16 protein-coding genes and 3 pseudogenes are annotated in these 20,496 nt (G+C 34.4%); 13 read left to right on the top strand and 6 right to left on the bottom strand.

Features of this window, described 5'->3' with window-relative positions; genetic code table 11:
* The first annotated feature begins 52 nt into the window (after window positions 1-52).
* Window positions 53-1,795 (top strand): amidohydrolase, encoded by a 1,743-nt coding sequence (locus tag BWGOE10_RS17355; protein WP_070144294.1) that lies wholly within the window; start codon window positions 53-55, stop codon window positions 1,793-1,795.
* Between the two features lie 107 nt (window positions 1,796-1,902).
* Entirely contained in the window at window positions 1,903-2,949 is a 1,047-nt protein-coding gene (locus BWGOE10_RS17350) for an agmatine/peptidylarginine deiminase (protein WP_070144293.1), read from the top strand.
* 51 nt (window positions 2,950-3,000) lie between these two features.
* Here the strand turns inward: BWGOE10_RS17350 and pepF are convergent, their stop codons facing one another.
* Window positions 3,001-4,788 (bottom strand): oligoendopeptidase F, encoded by a 1,788-nt coding sequence (pepF, locus tag BWGOE10_RS17345; protein ID WP_070144292.1) that lies wholly within the window; start codon window positions 4,786-4,788, stop codon window positions 3,001-3,003.
* A gap of 117 nt (window positions 4,789-4,905) precedes the next feature.
* Window positions 4,906-5,697, bottom strand: coding sequence for an arylamine N-acetyltransferase family protein (locus BWGOE10_RS17340; protein ID WP_070144291.1), 792 nt, complete (start codon window positions 5,695-5,697; stop codon window positions 4,906-4,908).
* A 215-nt stretch (window positions 5,698-5,912) separates the two neighbouring features.
* Here BWGOE10_RS17340 and amyS point away from each other — a divergent pair, with 215 nt between their 5' ends.
* On the top strand, window positions 5,913-7,454 hold the full coding sequence (gene amyS / locus BWGOE10_RS17335) for an alpha-amylase (protein WP_070144290.1): 1,542 nt from the start codon (window positions 5,913-5,915) through the stop codon (window positions 7,452-7,454).
* Window positions 7,455-7,548: 94 nt separating this feature from the next.
* Here the strand turns inward: amyS and BWGOE10_RS30320 are convergent.
* A pseudogene (locus BWGOE10_RS30320) lies at window positions 7,549-7,704 on the bottom strand (exosporium leader peptide); the annotation flags it as partial.
* 626 nt (window positions 7,705-8,330) lie between these two features.
* Between BWGOE10_RS30320 and BWGOE10_RS17330 the strand changes: the two are divergent.
* The 5 genes and pseudogenes from BWGOE10_RS17330 (at window position 8,331) to BWGOE10_RS17310 (ending at window position 13,603) form a co-directional block, all read left to right on the top strand.
* Window positions 8,331-9,047: a hypothetical protein gene (locus BWGOE10_RS17330; protein WP_070144289.1), complete on the top strand. Its 717-nt coding sequence runs from the start codon at window positions 8,331-8,333 to the stop codon at window positions 9,045-9,047.
* Window positions 9,048-9,538: 491 nt separating this feature from the next.
* Entirely contained in the window at window positions 9,539-11,440 is a 1,902-nt protein-coding gene (locus tag BWGOE10_RS17325) for an endonuclease MutS2 (RefSeq protein ID WP_070144288.1), read from the top strand.
* 6 nt (window positions 11,441-11,446) lie between these two features.
* Window positions 11,447-11,971: pseudogene (locus BWGOE10_RS17320) on the top strand (GNAT family N-acetyltransferase).
* Window positions 11,972-12,131: 160 nt separating this feature from the next.
* Window positions 12,132-12,842 (top strand): histidine phosphatase family protein, encoded by a 711-nt coding sequence (locus BWGOE10_RS17315; protein ID WP_070144287.1) that lies wholly within the window; start codon window positions 12,132-12,134, stop codon window positions 12,840-12,842.
* 308 nt (window positions 12,843-13,150) lie between these two features.
* Window positions 13,151-13,603 (top strand): hypothetical protein, encoded by a 453-nt coding sequence (locus BWGOE10_RS17310; RefSeq protein ID WP_070144286.1) that lies wholly within the window; start codon window positions 13,151-13,153, stop codon window positions 13,601-13,603.
* Between the two features lie 76 nt (window positions 13,604-13,679).
* Here BWGOE10_RS17310 and BWGOE10_RS17305 read toward each other — a convergent pair whose 3' ends face one another.
* Complete coding sequence (locus tag BWGOE10_RS17305; protein WP_070144285.1) at window positions 13,680-14,645, bottom strand: quinone oxidoreductase family protein; 966 nt, start codon at window positions 14,643-14,645, stop codon at window positions 13,680-13,682.
* 123 nt (window positions 14,646-14,768) lie between these two features.
* On the opposite strand from BWGOE10_RS17305, the gene BWGOE10_RS17300 reads away from it, so the two are divergent.
* The 3 genes from BWGOE10_RS17300 (at window position 14,769) to BWGOE10_RS17290 (ending at window position 16,970) form a co-directional block, all read left to right on the top strand.
* Complete coding sequence (locus tag BWGOE10_RS17300) at window positions 14,769-15,662, top strand: LysR family transcriptional regulator (protein ID WP_070144284.1); 894 nt, start codon at window positions 14,769-14,771, stop codon at window positions 15,660-15,662.
* A gap of 302 nt (window positions 15,663-15,964) precedes the next feature.
* Window positions 15,965-16,477: a DUF2690 domain-containing protein gene (locus tag BWGOE10_RS17295; protein ID WP_070144283.1), complete on the top strand. Its 513-nt coding sequence runs from the start codon at window positions 15,965-15,967 to the stop codon at window positions 16,475-16,477.
* A gap of 16 nt (window positions 16,478-16,493) precedes the next feature.
* Complete coding sequence (locus tag BWGOE10_RS17290; RefSeq protein ID WP_070144282.1) at window positions 16,494-16,970, top strand: DUF2690 domain-containing protein; 477 nt, start codon at window positions 16,494-16,496, stop codon at window positions 16,968-16,970.
* Between the two features lie 112 nt (window positions 16,971-17,082).
* On the opposite strand, the gene BWGOE10_RS17285 is transcribed toward BWGOE10_RS17290, so the two are convergent.
* A complete protein-coding gene (locus BWGOE10_RS17285) occupies window positions 17,083-17,574 on the bottom strand; it encodes a DinB family protein (RefSeq protein ID WP_070144281.1) in 492 nt (163 codons plus the stop codon).
* A gap of 203 nt (window positions 17,575-17,777) precedes the next feature.
* On the opposite strand from BWGOE10_RS17285, the gene BWGOE10_RS17280 reads away from it, so the two are divergent.
* On the top strand, window positions 17,778-18,233 hold the full coding sequence (locus tag BWGOE10_RS17280; protein ID WP_070144280.1) for a DinB family protein: 456 nt from the start codon (window positions 17,778-17,780) through the stop codon (window positions 18,231-18,233).
* 279 nt (window positions 18,234-18,512) lie between these two features.
* Window positions 18,513-19,549: pseudogene (locus BWGOE10_RS17275) on the top strand (DUF4003 domain-containing protein).
* Window positions 19,550-19,684: 135 nt separating this feature from the next.
* Here the strand turns inward: BWGOE10_RS17275 and BWGOE10_RS17270 are convergent.
* Window positions 19,685-20,449 carry a DUF817 domain-containing protein gene (locus tag BWGOE10_RS17270; RefSeq protein WP_070144278.1) on the bottom strand — a complete coding sequence of 255 codons (765 nt, stop codon included), beginning with the start codon at window positions 20,447-20,449 and terminating at the stop codon, window positions 19,685-19,687.
* Window positions 20,450-20,496 lie beyond the last annotated feature (47 nt).

The following is a 20,496-nucleotide window of genomic DNA, read 5'->3' as shown; positions in this document are numbered from 1 at the left end:
ATCCTTATTCTATATATGTAAGCAATTTATCATAATAAAAAGGGGAAAGAATATGAAAAGAAAAATCTTACTTATTTGTCTAATTCTTAGTATGGTATGGATCTCAGCATGTACTCCTGAAGTAGGAGAAGGTGAGAATGGTAGCTCTGTTCTACCTAATCAGTTGCCCAAAAATGTAGTATTTAAAAATGGTACAATCTATACTTCAAATGAAAAGCAAGACATCGTAGAGGCTGTAGCCGTTAAAGAAGGGGAAATTAAATTTGTTGGTTCAAACAAGGATGTAGAGGGATTTATAAATGAAGATACGAAAGTGGTGGATTTACAAGGACGTTTTATCCTCCCTGGTTTTGTGGACAATCATAATCATATATTTGAAGCGAAATCACCAGCAGCAGGGAATTGTAGTGTCTCACCAGATGCTTCTCTGCAAGAACAACGCTCGTATTTAAAGGTTTGTAAAAAAGATGTTAAAGATGGGGAATGGATAAGCGGAACTGGATTTAGTTTAGAAGAGCTGTTAAAAGATATGGACGAAAAATCAGAACAACAAACTCCTTTACAAGTTCTTGATGAGTTATTTCCTAATAATCCAGTGTTAATTATGGAAAGAACCTCTCATTCTGTATGGGTTAATTCGAAAGCATTGGAGTTAGCTGGAATAAATAAAGATACGAAAGATCCGCAAGGCGGAAGAATCATTCGAGATCCTGAATCAGGAGAACCATTTGGTATTCTTTATGATACAGCTGGGGATATTGTGATGGAAAAAGCATGGAATTCCCAGTCAAACCTCTTTGAAAAAAATTATGAAGGTTTGTTAGACGGTTTAGGTGAGGTTGCAAAGAATGGTATTACTACAGTCGGTGATGGACGTCTCTATTGGAAACGAGGCTGGTTAGATGTTTGGAATAAAGTATATGATGAGAAAAAGCTAACTACGCGAGTAGTACTTCGTCCATGGGTATATCCGAATTTAAATGAAGCAGAACAAATGGAGTATTTCAAAAAAATTAAACGTGATGATTTGTCATCCCGAATGCTTATAAATCAAGTGAAAATGTATAGTGATGGAATTAGTATTAATAGCACAGCTAAAATATTAGAAAAATATAAGTTTGAGTGGTTTAAAGGAACTCCATATGGTTTGAACTATATTCCAGAAGAAAAGATGAAGTGGTGGTTGACTGAACTCAATAAAATTGGTTACGGTGCATTGATTCACGCGATTGGAGACGGCGGGGTAAGAGAGAGTTTAAATGCAATTGAAGCTGCGAAAAAAGAAGGGGCAAACCAGCCTTATACGCTCACGCACGTGGAAATGGTAGAAGATAGTGATATAAATCGTTTTGCTAAATTAGGTATTAGCGCTGATTTTCAAGTAGGTCATGATTTTGCAGAAGATCCAAAACAAAGCTGGGCAAGTACGTATTTTTCAAATCAGCAAATGAAACGAATTATGCAGTTAGGACGAATTTGGAAAACAGGAGCAAATGTATCACTTAGTAGTGATTGGGATGTAAATGAACTGAATCCACTTGTTACGATTTCGAATGCATTAAGCATTGATGAAAAGGGTTTGTCTGATGTATACGCAGCTATTGATGCCTATACAATTAAGCCAGCTAAAGCGCTAGGTCTTGATAACACTACAGGTTCGATTGAAGTAGGGAAATCAGCTGATATGGTATTACTAAATGAAGATATTACTAAAATGAGTGCCGATAAGATTCCGAATGCGAAAGTTTTAGTGACGGTTTTACAAGGAGAAGTAGTGTATCACAAGGAGAAATAAAGAGTCACCTTATAAAGTTGCTACAAGTAAATGAATATATTCCTGTTGACCTTAACACGATGTCAAAGTATAGACTGGACGTACATTCAGAAAAGGGGTGAACATGTATGAGAAATATGGAAAATAGTTTGTTTTATATGCCTGCTGAGTGGGAAAAGCATGAGGGGACATGGCTCCAATGGCCTCATGACAGAACCCATAGAGGTGAAGGTTACAGAGCTAAGTTGGATGATATTTGGGTAACGATGGCAAAGGAGCTTCATTATGGAGAAAATGTGCATATTGTTGTATATGATGAAGAAGAAAAAGCACATGTCCAATCGAAGTTAATTGAAACGAAAGTGAATATGGTTAAAATTGATTTCTTAATTCAAGAAACTAATGATATTTGGATCAGAGATAATGGACCGATATTTGTAAAAGATAAAGAGGGAAATCTCCGCCTAACACACTGGGTATTTAATGGTTGGGGGGAGAAATATCCGTATGAAAACGATGCTGTTATTCCGGCCGAAATAAGTGAAATGTATAATATTCCAAAAGTTGAATCTAGTGTCTGTCTAGAAGGTGGAGGAATTGAGATAAATGGAAACGGGACCTTAATGGCAGCGAAAACTTCTATTATAAATGAGAATCGAAATCCTACACTCAGTCAGGAAGAGATTGAAATGGAGTTAACAAAGTATTTGGGAGTAACGAATTTTATATGGATAACTGGTATTCGCGGTGAGGATAATTATGATGAAGATACGGATTACCATATTGATGGTGCAGCACGTTTTGTAAATGAAAATACGATTCTTTATGAATATGATCCTTTTGGGGAAGGAGAGTCGTACCTTTTGGAGGCGCAAGAAAAACATTATCAAGAATTGCGACAAGCAAGAAATATAGATGGAAATCCATTTCAGCTCATCCCAGTACCTGTAACAAGACAAGTGGTAAAAGAGGCAGACTGTAAAGGTTCGTATTTGAATTTTTATATTGGCAATGAAGTTGTATTGGTTCCTATATACGGTGATGAACATGATAAGTTAGGGATTCAAATTATTGAAGGGCAATTTCCAGGTAGAAGAGTTGTTGGTGTTTATGTAAATGAATTGTATGCGTATGGTGGTATGATTCATTGTGTGACGCAGCAGCATTTAGAGTAAAGTGATTCAAATGAAAAAAGCATGCAGAGCATATACTCTGCATGCTTTTTTCTACAATGCTGAAAACTCTTCAACAAGTGCATTAAAACGATTTAGTGCACTTTCAATCGGTTCTGGCGTAGTTAAATCAACGCCAGCTTTTTTCAGTAGGTTTAATGGATAGTCAGAACTTCCACCTTTAAGGAATTCAATATAATTTTTCTGAGCATTTGGATCGCCGCTTAATAATTTATCGGCGATTTGGATTGCAGAGGCGAAGCCCGTTGTGTATTTGTACACGTAAAATGGACGGTAAAAATGAGGGATTCTAGACCAGCCATATTTTACTTCTTCGTCAAATACGAGGGAGTCGCCATTATATTCTCTAAATAACTTTTCATAAATTTCATTAAAGACTTGGGCATTTAATGGTTTACCTTGCTGAGCCATTTCATGTGTGATTTTTTCAAACTCAGCAAACATGATTTGTGTAAAGAAAGTACCTTTAAAGCTCTCGATAAAATGGTTAATTAAATGATTACGCACGTTCGTTTCTTTTGCTTCTTTTAATAAATAGTGAATTAATAACACTTCATTTACTGTAGAAGCGACTTCTGCAACAAAGATAGTATAGTGTGCAGAAATTCTTGGTTGGTATCCGTGTGAGTAATGCGTATGCATACCGTGGCCACATTCATGAGTTAGAGTGAAAAGGCTATTTAAATCATCGTGATGATTTAAAAGAATGAAAGGATGAACACCGTATACACCAAAGTTATAAGCGCCAGAACGTTTTCCAGGTGTTTCTCTCACGTCTATATAGCGTTTATCTTTAAAGCTTTTTAATGTTTCGATATATTCTTCACCTAAAGGAGCTAGTGACGCGATCATTATGTCAAACGCTTCGTCGTATGGAATGTCTTGCTTTACACCTTTTACTAAATCAACACTCAAGTCGTATTGTCTTAGTTCATCTACATTTAATTTTTCTTTTCTAAGTTCATTATATGTATGTAATGATTGAATGTTTTTTTTCGTCGTATCGATTAAATTTTCATATACTTCTTTCGGAACCATATCGCCAAATAATGATTTTTCTAAAGCTGATGGGTATTTTCTTAGCTTTGAAACGGTAACATTATTTTTAATAGCAGCAGATAGAGTAGAAGCGATAGAGTTTTTTAACTGAACATATGGTTTGTAATAAGCTTTATAAGCTTCTTTACGTTTCTCGCGATTTTCATCTTCTATTAACTTTGCATACATTCCGCGTGTTAAGTTTACTGTTTCTCCATCATCAGTAGTCACTTCACCAAAAATTATATCTGCATTATTCAACATGCCAAATGTATGCTGCGGGGAGGAGAGTGCTTCGCCCATTTGTGATAAAATCTCTTCTTGATCTTTATTCAAAACGTGTTTTTTATAACGGTATAATTCAAATAAGTCTTCTTTATAATATTGTAAGCCTTCTGCTTCTTCTATGTAAGCATGTAATGTGTTTTCATCTACGCTAAGTAAGAATGGGGAAAAGAAAGATTTAGCCGCACTTACTTTCACGTGTAATTGTGATACTTTATCGACAAGGGATTGAGCGTCAGTATCGCGTGTATCAAGATCGGATTGTAATCGTGCATAAGCGAACATTAAAGATATTATGCTAGATATTTCTTCACTCTTTGTTAAATAAGCTAATAAACTATTGCCATCGTGAATATTTCCATTAAACTCGTGTAGTTCATTCGTTAATACTTCAATTTTATGAAAATCGTTTTCCCAATCTTCAATCGTATGGTAAATGTCCGTTAAATCCCATTTTTCTTTATCAGCTACTTGTAGTCGATCTTTAAGTTCTGTCATAATCATTTCCTTTCTAAATATGTAGTTATATTCCTATATAACTATGAAATACAACAAATTGCAAAAAATCCCTGCTGGAAATTAAAAAGCCTTGCTAAAATGGCAAGGCTTAAAAAATTATAATGTAATTCCGAATTTTGAATGTAAAAGATTTGTATATTGCGCATCTGTAACGGTTTCTTTCGTTTTTTTACCGTTTTTCACTATTGTCAGACTATCCTTTGTTAAAGATGCATGCCCATCTTCAGTTAGTTTTACAATAAGAGGTACTTTATTAAATGGTGAGCCATCATGTTCAACGATAATTTTTTGTGCTGCATTTGCTTTTTCTTCATCCACTTCTTCTAAATAAAATGCATAGCCTAACGTCCAATCATCAGCAGAAGATTGATCCAAAAACTCATTATTTTTACGCATCTCTAAAATGTAGTTTCCCTTTTCGGTCACTTCTTTACGAATACGATAATCTCCTGTAACGGAGTGAACGACTTCACTTGAGAAAGGAACAGGAGCAAGAGGTAAGTATGATCCGAATCCAACTTCAATTAAATAAAGTTCATGATGATGTTTTAAAACGGTTGCGATATGTCCAGAATCGACAGCCCATATAGAATTAGCAGCGTTATAAACTGTCCCTGAAACTAAATGAACATCGAATCCAGAGTCTTTAAGGAAGTAATACATAGCCGGATTTAGTTCATAACAAAGACCGCCACGGTTGTTTATTAAAATTTTTTCTTTTAGATTTTCTTTTGATATTTCTGTAAAGTTGTTTTCGAGAATATTTAAGTTTTCAAAAGGGACAGATTGTGACATTGCATACATAATGTGAGATAAATCTTCAAATGAAACTGCTTCTTTTTCTTCTATATTTAATCGTACGAAAAATTGTTTTTGAAAGTTTGTCATGAAAATCCCTCCGTTATGATTTTATAGGTAAATTGTAAACAATCTTGAATAAGATGTGAAATTAAAACTATGTGGGGGGTACTCGTGGAATATGTGAAGTTACATGAAAAATAATGTGAGAGATTAAAAGATTACTACTTTACTAACTGTAGAACGAATATTATAATAATTTTAATAAATTATGCAAACGTTTTCTTGAAGGGGATGGTGTAAATATGTTGAAAAGGATTATGGTAGTCTGTTTATTGTTTATTTTACTTTTTCCTAATATATATGAGGGGAATAAGGCGGAAGCAGCAACGATAAACAATGGAACATTAATGCAGTATTTTGAGTGGTACGCTCCGAATGATGGGAATCATTGGAATCGTTTGCGTTCTGATGCTGAAAATTTAGCCCATAAAGGAATTACATCTGTATGGATACCACCTGCATATAAAGGGACTTCACAAAATGATGTAGGATATGGAGCGTATGATTTATATGATTTGGGGGAATTCAATCAAAAAGGAACGGTGCGGACGAAATATGGGACAAAAGCACAGTTGAAATCTGCAATTGAAGCTTTACATAAGCAAAGCATAGATGTGTATGGTGATGTAGTTATGAACCATAAAGGTGGGGCTGATTATACTGAAACTGTAACAGCTGTAGAGGTAGACCGAAACAATCGAAATATTGAAGTATCAGGTGATTATGAAATTAATGCATGGACGGGGTTTAACTTTCCAGGGCGCGGAGATTCTTATTCTAATTTCAAATGGAAATGGTATCATTTTGACGGAACAGATTGGGACGAAGGAAGAAAATTAAATCGCATTTATAAATTTAGAGGCATAGGTAAAGCGTGGGACAGGGAAGTGTCCAGTGAAAATGGGAACTATGATTATTTGATGTATGCAGATCTTGATTTTGATCATCCTGATGTTGCGAGAGAGATGAAAAATTGGGGAATGTGGTATGCGAATGAATTAAATTTAGATGGCTTTCGTTTAGATGCTGTTAAACATATTGATCATGAATATCTTCGTGATTGGGTAAATCATGTTAGAAAGCAAACGGGGAAGGAAATGTTTACAGTAGCTGAATATTGGCAAAATGATATTCAGGTTTTAAACAATTATTTGGCGAAGGTAAATTATAATCAATCTGTGTTCGATGCACCGCTTCATTACAATTTTCATTATGCTTCAAAAGGAAATGGGAATTATGATATGAGAAATATTTTAAATGGAACAGTAATGCAAAATCACCCAGCACTCGCAGTTACTCTCGTTGAAAATCATGATTCACAGCCTGGCCAGTCATTGGAATCTGTAGTGAATCCGTGGTTTAAACCGTTGGCATATGCATTTATTTTAACACGTGCAGAGGGGTATCCTTCTGTTTTCTATGGTGATTACTACGGTACAAATGGAAGTAGTAGCTATGAAATTCCGCCGTTAAAGGATAAAATTGATCCAATTTTGACGGCACGAAAAAACTTTGCATATGGTACGCAGCGTGATTATTTAGACCATCCAGATGTGATTGGCTGGACAAGAGAAGGTGATAGTGTACATGCTAATTCTGGTTTAGCAACATTAATCTCTGATGGGCCAGGAGGAACAAAATGGATGGATGTTGGAAAGAAAAACGCGGGGGAAGTATGGTACGATATTACGGGTAATCAAACAAATACTGTAACAATTAATAAAGATGGATGGGGGCAGTTCCATGTAAATGGAGGCTCTGTTTCAATATATGTTCAACAGTAAATTTGTGATGAAAAAGAAGGGGCAGACTGAAATATAAGTTTTCCTCTTCTTTTTATATTGTTATCATTCCTAAATCCTTATTTTAATAAATGAACTAGTCGACTTTTGAAACAACAAGAGATGCGTTGGAATAAATAATGTCACCCGTGGCTTCTCTTATTCGTACTCGAAGAACATCTCCTTGGTTTAAAGGTAATAGATCAGTTCTGGCGGATGTAGCTCTTACCCCAGAACCCCCACCAACTCGTGTAATTCTTTCGTTAATACTTCAATTTTATGAAAATCGCTTCCCTAATCTTCAATTATATGGTAAATATCCGTTGAATCCCATTTCTCTTTATCAGCTACTTGTAGTCGATCTTTAAGTTCAGTCATATTCATTTCCTTTCTAAATATGAGTTATATTCCTATATAACTATGAAATACAACAAATTGAAAAAAATCCCTGCTGGAAATTAAGAAGCCTTGCTGTAAATTGCAAGGCTTGAATAGTTATAGCGTAATTCCGAATTTTGAATGTAAAAGATTTGTATATCGTTACTTATAATAATAAAAATCGTATTGTGATTGCTATAGAAATAAATATTAGTATTTTTTTAACGTGATTTTTCCTCTTTAAAAAATAGATTAAATTTGCTTTACGATAAAATGGTTATAGTGTAAAATTACACTATAAGTGTAATTTTACAGGTAATTGGGTGTTTTTACACTTATAGTTATTAGGGCTTTCTAAAGCAAGATGATGAATTTTTATTATTAATGTCAGAGAAGACAAAGTGGTGTAGCAATTATTAGAAGAAGTTTTTTATATACATTGTAATTTCAAATCTATAAGGACATTTCTGTATAGGCAGTAGTAGCGAAAGGAGAGGAAATATGAAAAAAACAAAAATGAAATATAGCATAGTATTTATTTTATTACTATTAACATCATGTGATATAACGGATGAAGAACTTGAACAAAAAGCACAAAGTTATACAAAATCGGAGTATGGTATTTCTGTTAAACTAAACCAAGTTGAAACACTGGATAGCGGAAAAGATTTCCTTGGTCCAAAGTGGCGGATAGTTTCTGTACAGCAAGTCGATGAACCGTATTTGCAATTTCAACTTTCTTTCGAGGGACAAATCTCTCCAAAAGTAAATAATGATAACTATAAAATAAAAAAAGAAGCGAATGATTTACAAGAAAGATTCAATACATATTATGAAAAAAAAGAGAATAATACTATCCTTATTTTCGATCAAATACAGGCGGGGGATACTGTTTTCGATAAAAATACTGAGAAAGAAATAGCGAAGAAACATCCGAAGCATTATGTTACGGCGGTTTTCAGAAGTAATATCTTTTTGGATTTAAACAACCGTGCACATATGGAGACATTAGCTGGGGTTGCAAGAAGTATTCAGGAATTTAATAAAACGATTGAAGATAGTAAGAGTAGTGTGGATGATATTACGATTCAGTTGCCAAATGCTAATAAGGAAGTATTACAACATATTGCGGTAGATTATATATTAACGGCTGAAGATGCGAAAAAGACCCTTGAGAAAAAGGCTGAATATATGAAAGTTTTACAGTCTACGAAGTGAAAAAAGGGACCTTCCTCAGGTGTGAAAGGCAATAGTCTGACACCTTTACTTCTTGCAAAACATATAGTATGATGATTTCAGTAAATTAGATTTCAATGACTATAATATAAATTAATGAGAGGTGCTTTTTGTGAGTGCGGTAGGTACTAAATAGGAAAAATTTAATGAAATAAATCGGATAAGACCAGGGGATTTTTATGTACATCATACCCCTAATTTTGTCATGCATTTATTTCGAAACCTATGAAGATACCTACAATACTTTATAAAGCGTGTAATAATAGGGATTGCCATATACTTTTTAGATGGCTTATTTCCTTATACGTTATTACACTTGCCTTGTAAATGTAAAAGCTGCGGTATCCCCGCAGCTTTTTTGTGTATATTTTTAATGTATAAAAATGGGAATTGAATAATGTAGAACTCATTGGAATCTAATGAGTAGGTATCTTCATTGATGATAAAAACCAATCATAGTGAGGAGAAACAAAATGAATACGATGACTTTTGAAAAGTTACAATATAACGAATTAATGGAAATAGTGAAATCATATTGTGTAAGTGGATTAGGTAAGGAATTATTAAATAAATTAGAGCCGAGTACGAGTATAAAAGTAGTGAGAAATCGCTTAAATGAAACGACAGAAGCACGAGCTATAGTAGATGCAGAAGGGCATGTGCCTTTTTTCGGAATATCCAATATCGCTAGTACAATTCAAAAATTAGAAAAAGGGATGATTTTAGATCCAGCAGAGTTAGTGAGCGTTTCAGACTTTTTACGTGGATGTAGAAAGATTAAAAAGTTTATGCTAGATAAAGAATTTTTTGCGCCTGTATTAGCTTCTTATGCAAATTCAATGACTGAATTTAAAAGTATTGAAGAGGAAATTAACTTTTCAATTAAAGGAAATAGCATTGATGCAGCGGCTAGTAAAGAGTTAAAACGAATTCGAAATAACATTGATTCTGTTGATGGGAAAATAAAAGAACGTTTAACGAAGTTTTTAAATAGTAGTGCAAATAAGAAGTATATTCAGGAATTCTTTATTAGTAAAAAGGATGATCGCTATACGATTCCGATCAAATCTACCTACAAAAATCAAGTTGCCGGAAGTATTGTTGAAGCATCTGCAAAAGGTTCTACTGTATTTATAGAACCACATACGGTTACAAAGCTAAATGTAGAACTCGCAAGTTTGAAAGCAGAAGAAGCGATGGAAGAGTATCAAATTTTAGCGACTTTATCAGGAATGGTATTAGAAAATATTTATCATATAAAAATTAATATGGAATTGATTAGCCAATATGATATGGTATTTGCGAAAGCGAAGTTTAGTAAATCAATCGATGGAATAGAGCCGAAATTAAATGATCATGGCTACATTCATTTAGTGAATTGTAAGCATCCGCTTTTAAGTGGAAAAGTAGTACCATTAAACTTTGAAATCGGTCAAAACTACCGAAGTTTAATTATTACAGGGCCAAATGCGGGCGGGAAAACAATTGTGCTAAAAACAATCGGATTGTTAACATTAGCGACAATGTCAGGCCTTCATATCGCTGGAGATAAAGAAACAGAAATTGCTATTTTCGAAAATGTATTTGTAGACATTGGTGATAATCAAAGTATCGAAAATGCACTAAGTACATTTTCATCTCATATGAAAAATCTTTCCGAAATCATGAGAATGTCAAATAATAATACGTTACTGTTATTTGACGAAATAGGAAGCGGGACTGAACCGAATGAAGGGGCAGCACTTGCAATTTCTATTTTAGAGGAGTTTTATCTTGCGGGATGTATTACAGTTGCGAGTACACATTATGGTGAAATTAAACGATTCTCAGAAATGCATGATGATTTTATGAATGCAGCGATGCAATTTAATAGTGAGACACTAGAACCACTTTATAAATTAGTAATCGGTAAATCAGGTGAAAGTAATGCACTTTGGATTGCGAATAAAATGAATGTGAGAGAACATGTACTGCAAAGAGCGAAAGAGTATATGGGAAATAAAGAATACGCTATAGAAAAAGTGAATGAAAGTAAAATTAGAAAACCGAAATTCGTGCAAGAAAAAAGAGAAAATGACTATGAATATAAAATCGGCGACCGTGTGAATTTATTGGATCATGATGATTTTGGTATCATCTATAAGGAAAAAGATAATTTCTATAATGTCGTTGTATATTATAACGGTGAATTTGTTGAAGTGAATGTAAAACGTATTACTTTAGAGGTAGCGGCGAAAGAACTATACCCAGAAGGATATGATTTAAATACACTATTTGTTGATTATAAAGAAAGAAAAATGCAACATGATATTGAGCGCGGATCGAAAAAAGCGCTTCGTAAAATTGAAAAAGAAATAAGAAAGAATAGAGGATAATATAAAGTGATAAAGATTAGACAAGAACAACAAAATGATTATAGTAAGACTGAAGAAGTTGTAAAAGAAGCGTTTTTAAATGAAGAATTCAGTGATAAAACAGAACATGAACTTGTAAAACGTATTAGAAAATGTGATGCATTTATTCCAGAATTATCATTAGTTGCGGTTGATGAGGGAATAGTCGGGCACATTTTGTTATCAAAAATTACAATAGAACAGGATGGAACTTCTGTAGAATCATTAGCACTTGCACCGGTTTCAGTTGCTAGGGGCCATCAGAAAAAAGGAATTGGCGGAAAACTTATCGTAGCTGCTTTAGAAAAAGCGAAAGAACTAGGATATGAATCTGTTGTGGTATTAGGGCATCCAGAGTACTATCCGAAATTCGGATTTAAAAAAGCAAGTGAGTGGAATATATAAGCACCGTTTGAAGTGCCGGAAGAAGTGTTTATGGTGATGGAATTAAGAGAGAATGCTCTTCAAGGTGTAGAAGGAATTGTACAATATTCGAGTGCTTTTGCTGAGTAGGAGTATCGGTTAAGAAATGTAATCATAAAAGATGCTATCTTTTTGTAGGGATATACAGAAAGATAGCTTTTTTTATTAAGCAAATGCACTTACGTATATTTTGCTCAATGAATAATTGAAGTGGTAAAATCGATATAGAAATGTAAAGGGAGAGAAGAGAATGAATAGGCGAGAAACAGATAGCAATGAGAATGTAGTTACGTTATATGTTACAAGACACGGTAAAACAATATTAAATGCGAATCATCGCGCACAAGGTTGGGCAGACTCTCCGTTAGTAGAAAAAGGTGTTGAAGTTGCCTCTAATTTAGGAACGGGATTAAAAAATATTCATTTTACGAATGCGTATAGTAGTGATAGCGGCCGAGCGATTGAAACTGCTAATTTAGTATTAAAGTATAGTGAGCAATCAAAGTTAAAACTTGAGAAAAGAAAAAATTTACGAGAATTGAATTTTGGTATTTTTGAAGGTGAAAAACTTGAAAATATGTGGGATGCGGTTGGAAAAGCTGCGGGCGTTGCATCACCAGAAGAACTCATGAAGTTTTCTATTCAAGAAGTGATTAATCTTATTAGAGCAGCAGACCCTACGAAACAAGCGGAAGATTGGGAATTATTTTCTACTCGTATAAAAACAGAGATTGATAAAATTAGTGAAGATGCTGCTAAAAATGGAGGCGGCAACGTATTAGTTGTCGTTCATGGGCTTTTGATTACTACCTTAATAGAACTGTTAGATAGTAGCAAAACAAAGCTTGGAGTGGAAAATGCTAGTGTGACGAAGATTGTATATCAAGATGGAACATATACAGTCGAGTCGGTTGGAGATATGAGCTATGTTGCAAAAGGGAAAGAAAGTGTGGAAATATAATTATATCTCAAATAGAAATAAGAAAAAGAAGCTAGAAAGATCTTAACGAGATCTTTTTAGGGTGAGTTTTACTCAAAATAACAAATAAGATCGTATGCCTTTTCGCATAAGCGGAAGGTTTTTTTTTATTGATTTAAATCATTTTTCGTTGACTTTGTACCAAAAACAGTACCACTTTCAACATAAAGTAAGAGTGTACAATGATTTATGTTACAGTTGATTAGAATAGGTGTATAAAATCTTGGTTGAGTAGTTATGTAAAGAGACTCGCAACTGTTTCAGATAGATTTTCAAAATGGGGGGAAATAATGGATTTTCAAGATTTGATGGAATTTAAAGGATATATATATTTAAACAAATTGTTTGAACCTGAAGAAAATTCACTGAGGGTACTTATTGATAGGTGTAAAGTTAACAAAACTAAGGGACTCGCGAAAATTACAGATGAGGTTGAAATAGAAGCATCATCCATTGATGTTGATGACAATCTGCCAATTGTGCAATTGGATTTTGAATCGTATGTTGCTTACTCCGTTACTAATGAATCGTTTACTGTAATGGATAACTACGAAATTTCAGAAGGTAGAATTTTTAGAGTTTACTCAAAATTAAGATATTTGGATTTTGTTAAAGCAGGAACAATTGCTGAATTTATATTTCCTGAAGAGCAGTTCGTTCACTATCAAATTCCTTGTTTGAACCATATCATCGACATTATTTCATATGATGAGCCGAAAATTACTGGAATAAAAAGAAACTAACAAAATTCCATACTAAAAGAGCATCGGAATCGATGCTCTTTTATATGCTTATCTTTTCTTTTTTAAATTGTAAAGATTACGGGATTAATAAAATCTTCCCAGTACTTTTTCGGCTCTCTAATAATTCATGTGCAAGAGCACCATCTTGTAAAGAGAATGTAGTAGGACTCGCGATGTTTAATTTTCTACTAGCAATCCAATCAAATAATTGAGTGGAGCGCTGCTTACGTTCCTCAAAAGTAGTAAGCACGTTCCAAAGATCTCCGCCAGTTAAAGTCTTTGAAGTATCCATAAGCATACGTGGATCAACTGGCGCAGGATTACCGCCGGCCATTCCGTAAAATACGACAGTACCGCCAATTTTAGTAGCGTTAAAACTTTCCTCTAATGTAGAACCTACTGATTCATACACAACATTTACGCCAGTGTCATTGGTTATTTCAAGTACTTTCGTAGGCCATGCTTCAGTATATAAAAATACGTAATCAGCACCAGCTAACGTAGCTACTTGTGCTTTTTCTTTTGATGATGTAAGACCGATTACTGTTCCGCCCTGTAGTTTAATCATTTGGATGAGAAGCTGACCAACACCACCAGCTGCGGCATGTACTAAAGCTATATCACCCTGTTTTATTTGATAGCTATCTTTCGTTAAATAATGTGCTGTTAATCCTTGTAATAAGACAGAAGCGGCTGTTTCAAAAGAAATAGAATTTGGAAGTGTAATTGCTTTTTCAGATGGAACGGCAACTAATTCTGCATTTGAGAATGGAACGTCAGCAAATGCAATGTGGTCTCCGGGATTGATAGTAGTAACGTTAGCTCCTACTTTTTCAACAATACCAGCGCCTTCATAACCTAATATATAAGGTGGGTTACCAGCGAGATGATAATCGCCGCGGCGTCTATAAATATCAGCGAAATTTAAACCGATTGCTTGCATGCGAATAAGAATTTCATTTGGATTTATGATTGGATCAGGTATTTCTTTATATTGTAGTACATTAGCGTCTCCGAATGTTCCGAAACAAAGTGCTTTCATATGGAATACCTCCATTTATATTGTTTGTCGATGTTCTTTATCATACAATACAAATATCAATAGGCAAAGAGGATTATTTCGATAAAATCAATCGGAAATATCGATTGAAAAGAGGGATGATAAATGGAGATAAAACAATTAATTACATTTAAAGTAGCTGCAGAGACTTTGAACTTTACACAAACTGCGAAGAGATTAAACTTCGCTCAGTCGAGCGTGACAGCGCAAATTAAAACGTTAGAGGCTGAGCTCGGTACGCCATTATTTGAGAGATTAGGAAAACGTCTTTTTTTAACTGAGGCAGGAAAGAAGTTTCAACTATATGCCGATAAGATGATTGCGCTTAGTAACGAAGCGAAAATGGCTGTGAAAGATGATGAGGAAATGGCAGGTACGTTAATAATTGGTGCACAAGAAAGTCAATGTACATACAGGATTCCTTCCATATTAAAAAGGTTTAAGGCACAATTTCCCCAAATAAAGCTTATATTTAAACCTGCGCATTCCAATAAAGATGCGAAGGAGCAATTGATGGAGGGGAAAGTAGATCTTGTATTTATTTTAGACGAATGTAAAACAGAGGATGTTTTACATGTGGAGCCACTTATGAAAGAAGAATTAAAAGTAGTAGCTGCTCCTACGCATCGTTTACTTGAACAACCTTCCATTTCTACAAAAGATTTAGAAAGCGAAACACTTTTACTAACAGAACTAGGTTGCTCGTATCGAACTTTATTTGAAGAGTTATTTCGTGCGGAAGACGTATATCCGGCAAATAAGATTGAGTTTGTTAGTGTCGAGGCGATTAAACAATGTGTTATTGCAGATTTAGGTGTAGCAGTTTTGCCGGCAATAGTTGTAGAAAAAGACATACGAGAAGGGACGATAAAAGAGTTACATTTAGAAAATACAATCACTCCGATTTATACACAAATTGCTTGGCATAAAGATAAATGGATGACATCGCCGTTACAGCAATTTATTGATGTGACGAGGGAGTCTTTTACAACGGATTAAGTGGAGAAATATTTATTTTATATAAAAGAAAAAATGGCACTTTTGTATAAAGAACCGATGCTTGAATGAAACAAGTATCGGTTCTTTTATGTTTTAAATAAAGAATGCTATAAAATGTGTATTTCTCAACTTTTTTTCTTACAAGGATAAGTAAATTTCTTCGTATATTCTAATAATCATAAGGAAATTTACAACGTTTATTCGTTTCTGTAAGATGCCTCTAGGAAGCATGAAAGGAGGGGCGTACATAGGGGATAGATTGTCTTTATTATACGTAATTATTTTGAGGGAGGAGATTTACAATGTTTAAAAAGCTAATGAAAGTATGTGTGTTAAGTGCAGCGAGTGTAGGGGTATTATTTAGTTTTCAAGGAAGTACATTTGCAGCTACTGATTTAAGTAGTTATTATGACGGGAAAAATCCAGCAACAACGAAAGTATACGGGGGAAGTACAACGTGTGATGCAGATGGATTTAATGCAGAGTCTACAGCAGTTTATGAAGGTAGTAAAAAAGTAGGGACAGTGTATTTACATTACAGTAATAAATGTCATGCAGCATGGTCTAAGCTTGTTTTAGATCAACCAGCACCTTCCGTTTCTGGAGGGATATATGCTTACGCTGTTATTAATAAATATAAAAACGGTGTATTTCAAAAATCAGTAGACTCTAATAGTGGTAATGGAGCAATTAAAACAGGTCAAACGAGCACTTATACAGGAATGGTATTTGATTTAACTGCTGATTTCGGATACACAGCAGATGCTGAAGCAGTTACGTTTAATAACGGTTATGGAAAAACAGGACGCTATTAAAAAGGAGTGAAATACTTTGAAACTTTTAAAAAAGCTGAGCGCATGTTTTTGTCTGTCGTTTCTCGTTTTAACTAGTTTATTTAGTACGATTAATAGTGATAAAGCATATGCAGAAGACCATTCGTATGATGGGAAAAGTCCATATTACAATAGTTGTGATCAATCAGCAGTAACGAAAGAAAAGAAGTGGATTGATTCAAATTCTTATGTGGAATTAAAATTTAGCACGACGTGTAAGACAGCGTGGGCAAAAGTTACTGTAACTCGTCCAGCAGTTTATAATAACGAAGCTGATGCAAGGATTGTTAGAAAAACTGATGGAAAGGCATATACTTGCGGGAGTGCTGGAGGAAATGGTGTTGTAAATAAAGGGCAAACATCATGTTATACGCCAATGGTATATGACTTAGATCCAAGAAAGGCTCAAGCGCAGGGGAAACATGCAATTCCGAATAGTGATGCTTATAATTATGCTGAGACAATTTGGTATTGATGATATTATAAAAATTTTAAGATAGCATATTTCAAGAGCATGTTTTGATTGGTTTTCAAAACATGCTCGATCTGTATTCATTCTAATCTTTTCGGTAATCGGGGCCTTTGAATCAACTAATAAGGTCTGTATCAGGAGGAGTATATCCAAGGTAACGAGCCATAGATACGATTTGTCCTTTATGATGAAATTCATGTGTCTCCGTATGAGTTAAAAGCCATAGCGGATTTGTGCTCCAAGCTTCTTTTTGCCATTTCACTTCATTTGCTATATTTTCAAGCCAACGGTTATTGTATTCATCTAAAAAACGTATTACAACCTCATCGACTAACTTAAACCTAGCACGAACTTTCTCGACATCTGCATGCTCAATTTCGTAATCGCTAGCAAATGAAAAATCTGCTCGTTTTTGCTTGAATGCGAATGATCCAAGCCAGTATCGGTAGCAATCGGCTACATGAATATGTGTTTTTATAATGCTGCCACTTCCGAAGTTAGGAACCGTACTGTGCAATTTTTCTTGTGGAATTTCTTCCAAAAATGTAAATAGAGTTGCTCTTGTAGAACTAATAAGATTATATTGTTGTTTTAAAACATCTAACATGCCATGACACTCCTCTTTTATTTACTAAACTATTTGTGTAGTAAGTAATTCTATATTTACGAGGGGGAACCTTTTTATTATTTTTACTAAGCATATTAGATGTATTTCTTAATTGTTTCTGATAAATTAAATAAGGTGAAACTTTAATAAGTGGAACATTTTTAACTCATAATAAACTGTGCATAAAAAAGGGGAACGATAGAGTGAATAGAATAGTTGGCTTGAAACAATTTGAAATTACGCGTGGGGCATTACTTAAATTTATGGAAACGTTAGATGATAAAACTGCGGATACGCAGCCAGAGGGCTTTAACAATACAATCCGTTGGCATATTGGTCACGTGTTAAGTGCAGCAGAAACTTTCATGTTTGGAAGAGAGTTTAAACACTTGCCAACTGAATATCCAGGTATGTTTGGATATGGATCAAGACCATCTAAATGGGAAACAGAAGGGCCATCATTAGACGTGTTAACGTCTCAATTAAAAGAACAAGCAGAGCGTATTAATGCAATTCCAGAAGAAGCATTTGAAAATAAACTTCCAGAGCCATTCCTAGGATTGGAAACAGTAGGAGAGCTTTACGGTATGATGCTTTATCATGAAGCAGACCATATTGGGCAAATGAAGGCGATGGAACGTATTATTAAGGCTCTTTAGTTTTTGGTAATGTTAAATAATATATAGACAAAAAAGGGTAGATAATTTATTATCTATCCTTTTTTGTTGTTGAACTTCTTGAAGGATTAAGGATTATGAACGCTAATCATCGTGATGCTGATGAAGAAGGAAAGAAAACCAACCTATTAGGATAAAGAAACATCCTAAATTTTATGGTAGTTATTATTTTTTTTGTATCACTTAATAGAAAAATATTGAAAATAATACAGAAGAAAGTATAAGGTTGCAAAATCTGTATGAAATAGGGTATTCCTAAATATGGAATATACGTATAATAAAAGAGAGGAACTAGAAAATGGGGGAATACTATGATTACATTGGAACAAAAGTTGGAGCAATACACACATACATATGCACAGTTAAAGGGAGAACTAAAATGGAAAACGAGTGATTCTCGAACAGGAATGATGATTGCTGCTATGTATGCAGGTAGTGATAAATTGTTTGATCTCGGACGTTTTTTAGAAATTAGTAGTTATATTAAGAATCAGGTAGGGATGTTTTCATACTTAAATTCTTATCATCGCTTTGTAGTGGCCGCAACATTAGATATTCACTTTACAGATTACAAGGAAGCTTTTCGGAAGTTTTTAGATTTATATGAACAATTGGTCACTGGTGGCTTTAGCCGGAGTATATTTACTTATCTCGCAGCAGCTGTGCTTTTAACAGAAGAAGATGAACAGTATGGCACGCACATTCAGCGTTCGATGCAAGTATATAAACGCATGAAAGAGGATCATCTTTTTCTTACAGGTACAAATGATTATCCGCTCGCGGTTTTACTAGCAGGACAATCAGAGAATGTAGAAACACTTATGGACCGAGTGGAACGTCTTTATCAGAAACTAGCGACAGCTGGCTTGCGTAAAGGGAATGATCTTCAATTTTTAAGTCATATTCTTTCACTAAAGAAGGATGTCAGTGAAGAAATGTTAGTTGCAAAATGCACAAACATATGGAATTTGTTAAAGCAAGAAAAGGTAAAAGTGAAACAGATGCATTACCCAGCTATTGGGCTACTAGCGTTACTTGAGGATGGAGAAAAAGAGATTCATTCTATTCGAGCATTGATTGAAAAATTGCAGGGGGAGAAATTATTACGTTGGCATACAGATACGAATATTCTTATTGCTATTCAACTGTTCGTAAGTCAGAAAGGTGAGGAAAGTAACGCTACCAACACAGGTTTACAAACAATGATAGAAGTCCTCATACAAGCACAACAAGCAGCTATGATGGCAACGATTGCCGCTTCATCTGCAGCAACATCTTCTGCTAGTACTAGTTCATAATGTGTAACTGCTTATGCTTTTGTAAATTATGATGAATCTATAACTCCTTTAATGAGAACGGTTTGAAAAATAGTAATAAAAAAGGCCCATTACTCTCTAATGAGTGATGGGCTAACTGTTTTTACATAATCAGCATTATCTTTTCGACTGCTTCAAATGTTTGAGTTGTGTCACAATCATAATGCTAATAACAACTAATAAAAACCAGGAGCTAATTTTGCTTAAGTGAACGAGATTCCACGCTTCCCGTTGATTTGGATATTGCCATGCTCCGAAGAAGGTAGCGATGTTTTCCGCAATCCAAATAAAGAATCCGATAAGGAAAAATGAGAGTATGAGCGGCATTTTATATGTAACACCTTGTAATGAAAATTCCACAAATGTGCAAAAGAAAATAGTAAATAAAAGTAAAGTTAATACCCATCTAAAGTCATATAGAAAATGATGTGTGAAAAAATTGAAGTAAATCATAGCTCCTAATGGCACGGCAAAAATAGCCCTCGGCCAATGATACATTTGCAAATGCAATCTTCTCCACGCTTGGCATATGTAACTTGCGACACTTGCATACATGAAACCACTGTAAAGTGGAACTCCAAAAACTTTTGAATATGCCTCTTCAGGGTAACTCCATGAACCGAAATGAACTTTATATATTTCTAGTAAAAGGCCGATGAGGTGGAAGACAGTAATTACTTTTAGTTCGTCTTTTGTTTCAAGTCCAGTCTTGTACATAATCCACTGCATAAGAAGACAGACAATGAGTATGAAATCATAGCGATATAGCCCTGGAATCGAAATGATTTTTGATAGGGCTAGTGTCAAGAAAATAACGACAGGGAATAAACAAGATAATGCTTGTTCATAAGTAAAATAGAGTAGTTGTTTTACATAAAACATTATTTCACCTTCTGTGAGTTCTTGTTTTGATTGAATAATCTGAAGAA

Origin of the sequence: Bacillus mycoides, from assembly GCF_001757995.1 — a bacterium.
GTDB classification, from domain to species: Bacteria; Bacillota; Bacilli; order Bacillales; family Bacillaceae_G; genus Bacillus_A; species Bacillus_A mycoides_B.
The sequence above is the reverse complement of the archived record's forward strand: the minus strand, read 5'-3'. Positions and strand labels throughout refer to the sequence as shown.